7 protein-coding genes are annotated in these 14,825 nt (G+C 38.1%); 6 read left to right on the top strand and 1 reads right to left on the bottom strand.

Annotated features, from left to right (window positions below):
* Positions 1-53: 53 nt before the first annotated feature.
* Positions 54-1,748 (bottom strand): sulfatase, encoded by a 1,695-nt coding sequence (locus G3I01_RS01220; RefSeq protein ID WP_219550395.1) that lies wholly within the window; start codon positions 1,746-1,748, stop codon positions 54-56.
* Positions 1,749-1,872: 124 nt separating this feature from the next.
* Here G3I01_RS01220 and G3I01_RS01215 point away from each other — a divergent pair, with 124 nt between their 5' ends.
* The 6 genes from G3I01_RS01215 (at position 1,873) to G3I01_RS01190 (ending at position 14,810) form a co-directional block, all read left to right on the top strand.
* On the top strand, positions 1,873-4,581 hold the full coding sequence (locus G3I01_RS01215) for a LuxR C-terminal-related transcriptional regulator (RefSeq protein ID WP_257710674.1): 2,709 nt from the start codon (positions 1,873-1,875) through the stop codon (positions 4,579-4,581).
* A 228-nt stretch (positions 4,582-4,809) separates the two neighbouring features.
* Positions 4,810-7,821 carry a TonB-dependent receptor gene (locus tag G3I01_RS01210; RefSeq protein ID WP_219550391.1) on the top strand — a complete coding sequence of 1,004 codons (3,012 nt, stop codon included), beginning with the start codon at positions 4,810-4,812 and terminating at the stop codon, positions 7,819-7,821.
* A gap of 11 nt (positions 7,822-7,832) precedes the next feature.
* A complete protein-coding gene (locus tag G3I01_RS01205) occupies positions 7,833-9,410 on the top strand; it encodes a RagB/SusD family nutrient uptake outer membrane protein (protein WP_219550389.1) in 1,578 nt (525 codons plus the stop codon).
* 6 nt (positions 9,411-9,416) lie between these two features.
* Positions 9,417-11,135, top strand: coding sequence for a LamG-like jellyroll fold domain-containing protein (locus G3I01_RS01200; RefSeq protein WP_219550387.1), 1,719 nt, complete (start codon positions 9,417-9,419; stop codon positions 11,133-11,135).
* A gap of 123 nt (positions 11,136-11,258) precedes the next feature.
* The gene (locus G3I01_RS01195) at positions 11,259-12,635 is read left to right on the top strand and encodes a glucoamylase family protein (RefSeq protein WP_219550385.1); all 1,377 of its coding nucleotides are present in this window, start codon (positions 11,259-11,261) and stop codon (positions 12,633-12,635) included.
* A gap of 3 nt (positions 12,636-12,638) precedes the next feature.
* The gene (locus tag G3I01_RS01190; RefSeq protein ID WP_219550383.1) at positions 12,639-14,810 is read left to right on the top strand and encodes a glucoamylase family protein; all 2,172 of its coding nucleotides are present in this window, start codon (positions 12,639-12,641) and stop codon (positions 14,808-14,810) included.
* Positions 14,811-14,825 lie beyond the last annotated feature (15 nt).

Below are 14,825 nucleotides of genomic sequence, written 5' to 3'. Positions count from 1 at the left end.
TAATAAATAGGTAATTTTATTTTAGATTGAACTCTTTTGGTCTGAAAATGAACTTAATCGACCTCTATAGATTTTTCCTTGGGATAAGTTTCCGGATTTTCTCCGGCTAAGCGTGCAAAATTTCTGTAGGCCTGATCAACTTTTTCCTTTGGAGTCGTTTGAAATTCCTTTTCGGTAACTTCATATTTCCTTTGTAGTTCTTCTAGCTCATCATGAAGATTTTTTTGAATTTCAGCATATTCAGGATCACCATAGAGATTATTTTCTTCCTGAGGATCTTTCTTTAGATCATAAAGTTCCCAGGTATCGATATCGTCATAGAAATGTATGAGCTTGTATCTTTCAGTTCTTACGCCATAATGCCTTTTTACCATATGAAATGCTGGGAAATCGTAATAGTGATAATAAACTGCATCTCTGAATTCCCCTGTATTACTATTATTTGTTAACAATGGTTTTAGTGATTTTCCTTGCATGGATCCTGGGATTTCAGCTCCTGCAAAATCCAGGAATGTTGGTGCAAAATCCAGGTTTTGGGTGAGTGCCTCAATGGTAGTTCCTTTTTCAATAGATGGTGGATACTGCATTAATAAAGGCATGGCGAGTGATTCTTCATACATGAAACGTTTGTCAAAAAATCCTTTTTCACCTAGATAGAAGCCCTGGTCTGTAGTATATACTATAATGGTATTTTCAGTTAGATTGTTTTCTTCAAGATAATCAAGGATTTTACCAACTCCTTCATCCACTGCAGCAACGGTACCCATATAATCTCTCAGGTACCTCTGTCCTTTCCATTCAGCAAGTTCCCGGCCTGTAAGTTTTGCATCGTGAAAGGCATCATTCTTAGGCCTGTAAGCATCATCCCAGGCTTTTCTTTGCTCTTTGGTCATCCTGTCGAAATCTGAGGTCCAGGGATTATGTCTTAAGGAATCACTTCCTTTAGCTACGGTCATTTTAAGATCATGACCCTCATACATGTCTTCATATACAGTTTGCAGTTGCTGCTGTGCTGCTATTTGACCCTCATGTTTAGAAAAGTAGGTCTCGGGTAGCGGAAAGGTAGTCGAATCATAGGTATTAATATGCTTAATTGGAGGCATCCAGTTTCTATGAGGTGCTTTATGATGTACCATTAGAAAAAATGGTTCATCTTTCTTTCTTTTAGTTTCCATCCAGTCTATTCCCATATCAGTAATGATATCTGTGGCATATCCATTTACGATGGTGGTATCATTTTGATGAATGAATTCCGGGTTGTAATAATTTCCCTGATCATTTAAAATATTCCAGTAATCAAATCCCTGTGGCCTGCCATGAAGATGCCATTTCCCAACGATGGCAGTTTGGTATCCGGCTTTCTTAAGAAATTTAGGTAAGGTGGGCTGGGAGCCATCAAAAATCTCCCCGTTCATTCTAAAACCGTTTATATGGCTGAATTTCCCAGTTAGAATTACAGCCCTGCTAGGTCCGCAAATTGAATTGGTACAAAAATTATTCAGGAATTTAGCACCATTATTTGCTATACGGTCAATATTTGGAGTTGGTGCCAGTTGGCTTACGGGATGACCGTAGGCGCTTATGGCCTGTGCCGCATGATCATCGCTCATTATAAAAACGATATTAGGCTTTTGAGGTTTATCTATTTTCTCTGAATCTTCTTCTTTTTTATTTCCACAACTTATGATGGTTGGAAAAATCAGTAATATAAGACCTAATAAGATGGAAGGAATTGAAATTTTATCCATGAGCTAAATTTTAAAATGGAAAACTACGAAAGTTTTCGTTCAAAATTATTAATTTTCACCTGCTCAATAACTGCACAAATCTATATACATTATGATTTACAAGGCTCTTAGGTGCTTGATTTTAATGGGTTTACTTGTAGGTAAGACTTATTCTCAGGAGCTTGTACCACCTATACAGAATTATTCACCTTCAGATTACTCTGCAGCTAGTCAAAACTGGGATATTGCGGTAGATGAAAGGGGAGTTATATATAGTGCGAATAACCAGGGCTTACTTGTTTTTGACGGAATCAACTGGGAGTTATTTCCATTGGAGAGTCAATCCATCATCAGATCTGTTTACCCTCATAATGACAGAATTTACACAGGGTCTTACCAGGAATTTGGGTATTGGGATACCGCACACAATGGGGAAATGAAGTATAATTCCCTTACTCCCTTGATGCAGGAATATAATATGCAAAGTGATGAATTCTGGGAGATTATTGCTCATCAAGATGCTATATATTTCAGGTCATTTGGTGCTGTATATAAGTATGAGAATGATAGGATCACGAAAGTTGAGGATCTTGTAACAACCGCATTAGGAACATTCAAAGATAGATTGATCTATGCTCCAAGGATGCAGGGGTTAGCTTACTTGGACAATGATGGAATAAGCAGACCATTAGAAGGGGATCTTAAAATATTAGAGGGTGTTAGTATAATAGATATTGAAGCATATAAAGATACTTTGTTTATTGCCGGTAAGGAATCGCTGTATGTTTATTATGACAAAAAAGTAAAAAAGATCACCGGTCAAAAATTGAATGAACTTCTTAATAGGTCTGAACTAAATCATATACTTCCCATAAGTTCTACTGAAATTATTTTAGGAACCATTAAAGATGGAATCGTTCAATATGATCTGGAGAATCATAGTTTCCACATCTATAATCGTACTTCAGGCCTACAGAATAATACGGTCTTGGGTATGGCCTATTTTAATGAAAAGCTCTGGCTTGCCCTGGATAAGGGTGTCGATATTGTTGAACTTAAGGCTCCTGTAAGTTTTTATACAGATAGCTCAGGGGAGCTGGGCGCTGTTTATGACCTATTGAATTATAATGGCGATTATTTTTTAGCAAGTAATACCGGAGTGTATAGTTTTTCAGAGTCAGAGCTGGAATTAATTGAGAACGCCGAGGATCATACCTGGAATCTCGAAGCTATAGATGGAGTTCTATACGCTAATCATAATACGGGAATTTATGAGATATCAAATAACAGGTTTTTACCAATTGATACCCGTACCGGTAGTTTCTCTATAGACAAGATAGAAGGCCTCCAGAACAAGTATTTGATTTCTAATTATACTGGAATTAGTCTATATAACAGGGATGATGGCAATATCCGGGAACTGGAAGGAATTAATTTTCCTGTTAAGGATATAGTTTTCGAGAATAATAAAACCTTCTGGGCAGCTCATCCTTACGAGGGTATTTATAAGGTTACTCATGATAATTTTTCTGATCTAAAGATCGAAAAGATTCGATCACTAGGTGAAAAGTCTAATTATAATCCCAAGATCTACAAATTAAATAATCAGGTTGTAGCATATGTAAATGATCATTGGTATAAATATAATCCGTTTCAGGATGATTTTGAAAACTTTGATGACCTTAAGGAATTTAATGGTTCAGAGCTTATCTATAAAGGACCAGAATATTATGTGTTTGTGGACGGGGATAGCGGTCACATCATTCTTACAGATCTTAATGATGAGAGAATTGTTGTAGGGCCTAAGGAACTGGATCAAAGACTGGTTAAATCTAATGAAAACTTTATCCGGGAAAACGATTCCGTCTTTTATGTTACTTTAAATGATGGTTTTGCCAGGGTGAATTTGAATAAACTGCGTGATATTAGTGGCGATAAATGGATAAGTAAACCTTTTCTTAAAGAATTCGCAGGTGATAATAAGAATTACTCTTTATCTGGTTCACCGCTTATTCCTTTTAATTCATCTAAGAATATAAAAGTTAGAGTTGGCTTGCCGGTTTCAAGCGCCACAGAATTAATTTATTCACTGGAAGGCGAGGAAACTATTACGGGCCAGGTGAATTCCGGGCTCCTTACCTTCAGAAACCTGGAACATGGAGATTATAATTTGAGGCTTAATGCGAAGGGAAGTGGGAATAATAAAGAAACGATTGCTACTTATAATTTTTCTATTTCTCCACCATGGTATCTTTCCCTACCTATGAAGTTTGTATATATTTTAATTGGGCTCTCTATCTTTTTCCTGGTCTATTGGTTGAATAAACAAAAACTTAAAAAGCACCAACTGCAATTGGAAGCCAAATTTGAAAAAGAACATGCCGAAAGATTGAATCGTATAGAAAAGGAAAGGTTAATGAATGAAATTGATCTTAAAAGAAAGGAACTTGCCAATACCACTATGATGGCGGCAAAGAAAAATGAGGTCCTAATGGAAATTCAAGGTGAATTGAATAAGGATAAGAATAAATTTTCCAATCAGTTCCGTTTGAAGCATATCATGACCAAGATCAATAATGCGGTAAAGAACAAGGACGAATGGAAGGTTTTCGAAACGAATTTTAATGAGGTGCACGAAGATTTCTTTAAAGATGTGCTGGAGAAATATCCAAAATTAACCAGTAAGGATCTTAAACTCTGTTCTTATTTAAAGATGAATTTAACCTCCAAAGAGATCGCTCCACTTATGGGGATTTCGGTAAGAGGGGTAGAGGTACATCGTTATAGATTAAGAAAGAAGATGGACCTGGACAGTGATGTGAATTTGACAAAATTTTTAATTAAGAATTTTTGAATTCTTAATAATACTGTCAAAAATTATCAAAAAAACACTACTACATTACTACATCATACCTAAAAAATTTCCTTAAAAAGCTACTTCAATAAAACTGTAACAACTTGTAAATAAGTCAATTAATGCTTATTTTGAGTTGAAGTAGCAGTTGTGTACTACAACGTTTGCGTAAATAGTGGGAGTTGGGCGTATCTTTCACTTACAAATTAAGCAAAACACCTAATTAGTATGAATGTAAAACTATTCTTGGCTAGTGTATTCTTATTAGTCTTCTCAGGACTATCCTATGCACAGCAAACCAAAACTATTAGTGGTACTGTAATTAGTGCCAATGAGGTACCCCTACCAGGAGCAGAAGTGAAAGTTAATGGTAAGGATATCTTTGACGTGACCGATTTTGATGGAAATTTTACTTTGGAAAATGTTGAAGTCGGAGATGTATTTACGGTAACTTTTCTGGGATTCTCTGATAAGGAGATAGAAGTGACCACTAGTTCAGATTATTCTGTAGTCCTTGAGGAAGATGCGGGACAATTAGATGAAGTGGTCGTTGTTGGTTATGGTACACAGAAAAAAAGAGATCTAACCGGTGCCATTGCTTCCCTTGATTCTGAAGAACTGGAAAAAACCCCTGCGGCTAACGTCATGCAAAGCCTTCAGGGTAAAGTTTCAGGTGTCCAGATCGTGAGTGCAGGATCTCCTGGAGATTCACCAACAGTTAGAATTAGAGGTCTTGGAACTTTCCAGGATGATGCGACGAATGTATTATATGTAGTAGATGGTACTTTATATGACAATATTGATTTCCTGAACACCAAGGATATTAAATCTGTAAATGTTCTAAAAGATGCCTCATCTTCTGCTATTTATGGTGTACGTGCAGCAAATGGGGTAGTGATCATCGAAACTAAATCTGGACGAAAGAATCAGAAACCTCAAATAGAATATGATGGTTATACTGGGATTCAGAGAGCTCAGAATGTTGTAAAAATGGCCAATTCAGAACAATTTGTTACTATGGCTCTTGAATCTGGTTCAGCTGCAGATGAGCAATTTGTGAACAATGCTATTCAGCGTTATGGACGTAGCCGGATAAATCCTAATATTCCAGATGTTAATACAGACTGGTATGAAGAAGTTCTAAGAGATGGTATTATCCAGAACCATAGTATAGGAGTTTCCGGTGGTGCAGAAAAGGTTACTTACTCAATAGGTACTAACTATTTTGCCCAGGAAGGTATTCTGGATATGAAGAATGAGTATGAGAGATTTAATATGCGTTCTAAAGTAGACGTAGATATTTCAGATCGTTTTAAATCTGGTGTGAATGTTATTTTCAGTAATGCAACTAAGTATGCACCTGAGAATGCTGCGTGGTTTAAATCTTACTTCGCGGTTCCGATCATGCCGGTAATAGATCCTTTAAATACAGAGGCTTCTCCAATTCAATATTCTAATGCCCAGATTTTAGGATATCGTGGTACTCAGAATCCTTTTACAGATATGACCTATAATGAGGACCGTCTGAAAATCAGAAAAATGCTGGCAACCATTTATTTTCAATATGAAATAATTCCGGAAAAGCTTGACTTTAAGACTACTTATAGTCATAACCTTTCTGCTTTAGAAGAAAGATATGTTGATCTTCCCTACTTACTAGGGAATAACGTCGAAAGAAGGTCAAGTATTAGGAGAGAAAATAATACCTTCTCGAACCAGTACTGGGATAATATCCTGACTTATAACGACCAGTTTGGAGACCATGATCTTACCGTGATGGCGGGATCATCTTATAGGGATGAAGCTGCCAATGAGTTCGAGGCAACTGGACAGGATATCGCCGGGATCAGACTTGAATCAAGCTGGTACCTGGATTTTGCAGATCCTGAATCATTCAATAATAATGTATCAGAAATTGGAAGAAGGTATTATGGTCTTTCTTATTTTGGAAGGATTGCATATAACTTCAAGGATAAATACCTGTTGTATGGTACTTTTAGAGCAGATGGTTCTTCAAAGTTTACCAAGGACCCATGGGGTTACTTCCCTTCAATAGGTGCAGGTTGGGTTATAAGTGAAGAAAATTTCATGGAAAATAATGGAGTTTTCGATTTCCTTAAGTTGAGAGCCGGATGGGGTAAATTAGGTAATGATAACGTAGCAGCCAGTGATGGTTCTAACACCATTGAGGTAATTACTGCTGCTTTAGGAGATGAGCCAAGGAGTGGTATCACCTCTACCAGTATATTTTCAGATAATACCTGGGAGATTATCGAAGAATTGAACTTCGGTATAAACATGGAAATGTTTGATAACAGACTTTCTCTTGATGCCGATTATTATATTAGAGATACTGAAGATGCCATTCTACCTGTATTTATTCCTATTATTAATAGAAGTGTAGACCAGAATTCGGGAGTTATTCGTAACCAGGGATTAGAGTTGAATCTTAACTGGAACCAACAGGTTTCAGATGACTTCAGCTATTCTATTGGAGCAAACTTTACCACTTTAGAAAATGAAGCTTTAGAAATTGAAGATGAGAGAGGTTATATCGACTCTGGTAGTGCTGAATTTCGTCAAAGAACCCAGGAAGGTGGCCCACTTTTTGCGTTTTATGGGTATGAAAGGATAGGAGTTTATCAAAATCAGGCACAGATCGATGCAGATCCTGTAGCCGTAGAAAATAACCTTGTACCAGGAGACCTTATTTATAGGGATCAAAACGGAGATGGAGTTATAGATGACTCAGACCGTGTAATTCTTGGATCTTTCCTACCTGATTTCACTTTTGGTGGGAATATAGGTATTAACTACAAAGCTTTTGATATGACCATGAGTTTTTATGGTCAGACCGGAAATAAGATCCTGAATAGAAAAAGAGGAGAGATCATCTTTACTCAGGATACCAATATAGATGCAGATCTTGCTATAAACAGATGGCACGGGGAAGGTACAAGTAACACTTATCCTTCGTCTGCAGGCTTACGTAAAGCCTGGAACCAACGTTTAAGTAACTTCTGGGTAGAGGATGGAGATTTCTTTAGAATTCAGAATATCCAGGTAGGATATACTATTCAATCTGAAGCTCTTCCGCAAACCAGAGTTTATTTTACTGCAGAGAGACCATTTACCTTCTTTGATTATAATGGTTTTGATCCTGAAGTACCGAATGGAGTAGATAGACAAACTTATCCAATTCCATCTGTGTACACCGTAGGACTTAATATTAAAATTTAAAAAAACGCGATATGAAAAGAATTGAAAAATCAATTATTCTTAGCGTATTCACCATACTTGCTCTAGCTACCACCATTTCTTGTAGCGACAAGCTGGATACGCAAGAGGGTCAGTTGAATACAGGTGACCTTGATTACACCAATACAGATGATATGATAGATCCTGTTATTGGTGCTTATTATGAATTTGTTACCAGAGGTTGGGAAGAACCGCTTTTACTGGGTGTAAGAGGAGACGATGTGAATGCTGGAGGAGAAGGTGATCAACAACCTTTTTCTGATACTGATAGATATGTGTATAACAAGGATTACTGGATGTACAACTCGTTATGGAATGTACATTATAATGATATTGTGAACATGAATACAGCCATTCTTCAGGTAGAAAATTTTAAAGAATTTGCTGAAGGAGATGATATTGCAAGAGCAGACCAGTATATAGCTGAAATTAGTGTTCTTAGAGCATGGTTTCATTTCAACTTAGCACGTGTTTGGGAAGACGTTTTTATCATTACATCTAACCAGCCAAGTACAGAGGTTGAAAATGGTGTCGCCACCAAAGAAGAAGTAATGCAGTTCATTATTGATCAAATGGATATGGCGATTCCTAACCTGCCAGATGCGAGGCCTAACGAACGTACAGATATTCCTGGAGGTGTTACCAGATATACGGCATATGCCCTAAAAGCTTTGGCTTACCAGGAACTGGAGAATTATCAGGGAGTAGCAGATGCTGCCGGTGCTATTATTAATTCAGGGAAGTTTTCATTGTATCCAGATTATTACCAGTTATTTAAAAAACCGGGAGAATTAAGTGATGAGAGTTTACTTGAAATGCAATATTCAGATTTTGGATCTGCCACAGGTGATGACGTTTATCACTTATATGCACCATTCGGACCTCAAAACTGGACCCCGGAAAGAGAAAATGCCAGTAGTGGTTGGGGATTCTATGAGCCTAGTTTGAAGTTCATTAAATTCATGATAGATCGTGACGAAACTGTGCGTCTTGAAACTTCAGTTTTATTCACAGACAGTGGAATTGCTGAAATAGAAGATGATGGTTACACCGTGCCATCTTTTGTAAGCAATACTACTCCTTCCGGTGATATTATTAATGATTATGCCAGAGCTTCATTTGCCAGTGGAAAGCATTATTTACCATCAGTTCAATTAACCGACGGTAGAAATGACTATGGTGCTGGTAAAAATATGATCGTTATAAGATATGCAGAAATACTATTAATGTACGCTGAAGCTATCACTCAAGGTGCAAGCGCAACGGCAATTTCTGCTGATGCGGCTGTTAACCTGGTACGAGAGAGAGCAGGACTATCTCCAATTTCAGGTGTGACTCAGCAAGATGTTCTTGATGAGAAATTCGCTGAATTGGCTATGGAATGGGGAATTCGTTATTATGATATGATTCGTTTAGGTAATACTGATGAATTAAGTTATGACGGTAGATCATTCTCTGCAGGAGATCAATACCTTCCTTATCCACAGGCTCAGGTAGATGCGCTTCCATTAAATGCTACTCCTGTAGATAGAAATACTGCGATGAATAACGTATTGAGACAATTAAATTAATTAGATATGAAACATATTAATATTAAACTTTTAGGTTTATTCTCATTAATACTGCTATTTACTGCTTGTGAATATGATGGGATAGATTCAATTACACAAGTAGATCCGGGACCGGATCAGGGTGCTCCAGAAGTTACCATTACTGCTCCGTTGGAAGGTAACACGATCAAAGTCCTTGAAGAGGTTACCAGCATAGATATAAAATTCAAGGTAGAAGACGATATCGAGGTCGATAATGTTGAAGTCATGGTAGACGGTAATATGATCGCTTCTATGAGCGAATTCAAAGATTACCGAATCGTTAATGAACAACTTGTATTTGATAATATAGCGAATGGTGACCATACCGTAACCGTTACGGCAACAGATCTTGAAGGAAATGTGACCACCAAAACTGTGAATTTCAGTAAGGAGCCACCATATACCCCAAAATTTGATAATGAATATTTATATATGCCTTTCGATGGGGACTATGTAGACCTCATGACCCTTAGAAGTGCAGAAGTTACGGGTGATCTAAGTTTTGCCGGAGAATCTTTCTTAGGTTCTAATGCATACACTGGTTCTCCAGATTCGTATATCAACATTCCGTTTGATGGATCTGTAGGTTCAGAATTTACAACATCATTCTGGTATAAGGTTAGTGGAGATCCTAACCGTGCCGGGATATTGGTAGCAGGTGCAGATGAGAATCGTACACAGGGATTCAGATTGTTCCGCGAAGGAAGTGCTGCTGAGCAAACGATTAAGCTGAATGTTGGAACTGGTACCGGAGAAGTATGGAATGACGGAGGAACCCTGGATCCAGAAAAAGATGAATGGGTACACATAGCCTTTACAGTTACTGCTGAAGAAACGGTGCTTTATATCGATGGTAATCCTGTAAATACAGGAAATATGGCTGGTTCTTCTATAGACTGGACCGGAGTTGAGAATTTAACTATTGGTTCAGGTGGTGAAACTTTTAGCTACTGGGATCACAAATATGATAGCAGTGGTATTGATGAATTGAGAATATTTGATGCTGCTCTTTCTCAGGAGGAGATCCAGGGATTGATCAATGCTTCATCTGAAACTTTAAAACTTTCATTTGATGGTTCATACCAGGATTCAGCCTCGAACCGGGAAGTTACAGTAGTAGGTGACCCAGGATTTGCTGGAGAGTCTGTTGAAGGTTCAAACGCCTATGCGGGAGCTGAAGGTTCTTATTTAACTATGCCTTCTGAAGGATTGTTAAGTCCAACTTTTAGTGCGACTTTCTGGTACAAGGTAAATGCCAGTCCAGACCGTGCTGGTATTATTGTGATTGGACCGGAAGACACAGAAAATCCTGATGAACAGAATAATAGAACTTCCGGATTTAGATTTTTCAGAGAAAATGGTGCTGAAGGATTTCAGCGATTTAAATTGAATGTAGGTGATGGTAATGCCGATACCTGGGTTGATGGTGGTACTGCTGCAGATGTAGCTAACGATGCAGGATGGGTGCATATCGCATTTACCATATCATCCTCAGCGGCCACGGTATACATCAATGGCGAGGTTGTAAAAGAATCTGCTTTTTCAGGAATAGACTGGACAGGAACAGACCTGGTTTCGATCATGTCTGGAGCTCCACGCTTTACGCAATGGGGACACCTTTCAGATTCCAGTTACATGGATGAACTGACTTTTTATAATAAAGTTCTGACTAAAGAAGAAATTGAAGCCAGTATGGCTCAATAAATCCTTATAAATAAAGCTCCGGGCTTTTTGCCCGGGGTATTTATTTAACCTAATATTTTTCATTAGAATAATAATTTCTGCCCCCTTATTTTAAAAAATAATGGTGCGGAGAAACAGCTAATTATGTTCAAAATCTACCTTTCTAAAGTAATTTTCCTGGCAGGATTTTTATTGCTAATCTCCTGTTCAGATGATTCCGGTCCCGGTTATCAGGAACCATATATTCCTGAAACCTCAGATGACGGCCCTACAGATGATGGTCCGGTAGAAGAAACTCTTACCGATAATGAATTGCTGGATCTCGTGCAGGAACAAACTTTTAAATATTTCTGGGATTTTGCAGAACCTAATAGCGGTATGGCCCGTGAGAGATCTCAAGACGAGGCTTACGGCGGTCAGGGAGATGATATAGTCACTACTGGAGGTACTGGTTTTGGCCTTGCATCTTTTCCCACAGCTGTTGAACGTGGTTGGGTTACCCGCGAAGAAGCTACAGACAGGTTGAATAAAATTCTGGATTTTCTGGAAACCGTGCCTACATATCATGGTGCGTTTTCACATTGGTATTTAGGAAGTACGGCTCAAACCAGACCGTTTAGTGAATTGGATAATGGCGGTGACCTGGTGGAAACTGCTTTTCTTTTAGAAGGCCTTCTGATATGCCGTGAATATTTCAATGATGGTTCAGAAAAAGAAAATGAGATCAATTCAAGGGTCACCAATATTTGGGAAGATGTTGAGTGGACCTGGTATACCCAGGGTAAAAATGTACTTTACTGGCATTGGTCACCTTCTAATCAGTTTGCCATAAATCTTAAGATCCAAGGTTGGAACGAATCACTAATTGTATATGTTCTGGCGGCTTCTTCACCTACTTATCCAGTTTCAGAAGAGGTTTATAACCAGGGATGGGCTTCCAATGGTTCAATTGTAACCAGTAGAAGCCATTATAATATCAATTTACCAATGGGGCCAAGTTTTGGCGGCCCATTGTTCTTTAGTCATTACTCTTTTATAGGACTGGATCCAAGAAATCTGCAGGATCAGTATGCAAATTACTGGCAGCAAAATGAAGCTCATAGTTTGATAAACTATAATTACTGCGTAGATAATCCTAAGAATTTTGAGGGTTACGGTGAAAATTCATGGGGCTTAACCGCTTCAGATAGCAGAGAAGGATATGCGGCACATAGCCCTACTAATGATTTAGGAGTAATAACTCCTACTGCCGCATTATCCTCTTTTCCTTATACACCAGAAGAATCTATGGCTGCACTCAGATATTTTTATGATGAGCAGGGGGATGAACTTTGGGGAGAAATGGGATTTTATGACGCGTTTTCTGAAGAATATAACTGGTATGCCGATGGTTACCTGGCAATAGATCAGGGGCCAATAGTTGCGATGATCGAAAATTACAGAACCCAGTTGCCTTGGAATCTCTTTATGGCAAATGAGGAGATACAAGCTGGATTGGATAAACTTGGATTTACTTATTAATAGATGAAGCCACTTTCGATTTACATATTTTCATTAATCTTCCCGTTATTCCTGAATTCCCAGGAAACCACCTATGATAAGATCTTTTTTGAAAATAGTTTAATGCCCGAAAGCTGGTATTATAGTGATGTAAAATATGAGGCACCTGCCTTTGTGTTAAATATTGAAGATAAATTACCAGTACACGATGAAAATGCCTTAACGCCTGGGAACAGTCTTTTATTGAATTACACATCTTCGCCGCAGGCCAACTGGAATGTAGACCTTGTATTTCCTGAATGGAGAGGAAAGGATTTTTTCAAACCAGCAGATCAATTGAGTATTTGGTTCTATGTAAAATCAAATACAGAACTGAAAGATCTTCCTGAATTGGCTATCAAAAGAAATAATTCCATTTCAAAAACTAAAAAAATTGCAGATTACATTCAGGACTTTCAAAATGGAACCTGGTTACAGTTAAGGATTCCATTGCAGGAATTCGGACTGGATTCTTCAGATGTTTCCGATATATCTGCAATTCAGTTTTCACAGTTAAAGGGTGCTTCCGGCGATCATGAAATTCTCATTGATCAGGTAGAATTTATAAATTCCGAAATAAGGAATATCCCGGTATCGGCAGTAGAAATAAATTCAGCTGAAGCATATGAAATGCATGTGGATCTCACTTGGGAAAAGGTGGATCCTGCGCGGGTTAAATATGTAAAAATTTACAGGTCTCAAGACGGAAGCGATTACCAACCTGTAGGTATTCAAAATACTCAGTATTATTCAAGATATACAGATTTTACCGGGAAGACCAATCAGGAATACAGCTATAAAATTAGTGCAATTGGCCATGGTTATTCTGAATCTGAATTGTCTAAACCCGTACAGGTCTCCATGAAGAAAATGAGTGATGAAGAATTACTAACTATGGTTCAGGAAGCTTCTTTCAGGTATTATTGGGAAGGGGCAGAAGAATATAGTGGGCTGGCGCTTGAAAATATTCCCGGGCGTAAAAATATGGTAGCTTCTGGTGCTTCCGGTTTTGGTCTTATGGCCTTGGTGGTGGGAGCAGAAAGAGGATTTATTACCAGGGATCAGTTCGTCCCTAGGATGGAGAAGATCCTTGATTTTCTTGAAAAAGCTGATAGGTTCCATGGTGCATACTCTCATTTTATCGATGGCTCTTCTGGTAAGGTTGTTCCATTCTTCGGAAATAAAGATAATGGAGCCGATCTTGTTGAAACCTCATTCCTAATGCAAGGGCTGCTTACCGTTAAGCAATATCTTTCAGAAAACAATAGCGCTGAGAATGATTTGCGAACAAGGATCACTAAAATATGGGAAGAAGTAGATTGGGAGTGGTTCAAAAAAGGCGAAAACGATAAATACTTAACCTGGCACTGGTCTCCAGACCAGGAATGGGTGATAGATCATCAACTTATTGGCTGGAATGAGACTTTGATAACCTATTTTTTGGCTATTGCTTCACCAGATCACGGCATTGATCCCGCAATGTATTATAGCGGTTGGGCAAGTCAGGAACAAAAAGCACAAGATTATCGTTCAAACTGGGGAGAGACTAATTCGGGTTCATTATACAAGAATGAAGAAGTATATTTTGGAATTCCCTTAAAAGTTGGAGTTGGAGTTGGAGGTCCGTTGTTTTTTACCCATTATTCATTTTTAGGTTTAGATCCACATAGAATGGAGGATCGATATGTAAATTATTTTGAAAATAATAAGAATATCGTTCGGATCAATTATAGATACAGTTGTGAAAACCCGGGTGGTTACGAAGGCTACGGAAGAAATAGCTGGGGACTTACTGCCAGTGATGGCCCTGAGGGCTATAAGGCCAGAGAGGCAAAACCTTCTCAGGACGATGGAACCATCGCTCCAACTGGTGCTATTGCTTCTTTTCCTTACACCCCAGAGAAATCTATGGACGCCCTTAAAAATTTCTATAGGAACAATGGAAAGTTTCTATGGGGAGAATATGGTTTCAGAGATGCTTATAATCTTTCTGAAGATTGGGTAGGCAATATTTATATGGGATTGAATCAGGCACCAATGACCGTTATGATAGAAAATTATAGAACCGGTTTATTATGGGATCTGTTCATGAAAAATCAAGAAGTACAAGAAGCTTTAAAATCGATTAAGGCTTTAGATAAGAATAAAGATTATTAAAAAACCCTACAACTA

This window comes from Gramella sp. MT6, from assembly GCF_019357415.1.
Lineage (GTDB): Bacteria > Bacteroidota > Bacteroidia > Flavobacteriales > Flavobacteriaceae > Christiangramia.
This window is presented reverse-complemented; position numbering and strand designations above follow the sequence as displayed.

Bases quoted from the DNA above. Each gene is read 5' to 3' on its own strand.
- G3I01_RS01220 (WP_219550395.1), bottom strand. From the start codon at position 1,748: ATGGATAAAATTTCAATTCCTTCCATCTTATTAGGTCTTATATTACTG.
- G3I01_RS01215 (WP_257710674.1), top strand. From the start codon at position 1,873: ATGGGTTTACTTGTAGGTAAGACTTATTCTCAGGAGCTTGTACCACCT.
- G3I01_RS01210 (WP_219550391.1), top strand. From the start codon at position 4,810: ATGAATGTAAAACTATTCTTGGCTAGTGTATTCTTATTAGTCTTCTCA.
- G3I01_RS01205 (WP_219550389.1), top strand. From the start codon at position 7,833: ATGAAAAGAATTGAAAAATCAATTATTCTTAGCGTATTCACCATACTT.
- G3I01_RS01200 (WP_219550387.1), top strand. From the start codon at position 9,417: ATGAAACATATTAATATTAAACTTTTAGGTTTATTCTCATTAATACTG.
- G3I01_RS01195 (WP_219550385.1), top strand. From the start codon at position 11,259: ATGTTCAAAATCTACCTTTCTAAAGTAATTTTCCTGGCAGGATTTTTA.
- G3I01_RS01190 (WP_219550383.1), top strand. From the start codon at position 12,639: ATGAAGCCACTTTCGATTTACATATTTTCATTAATCTTCCCGTTATTC.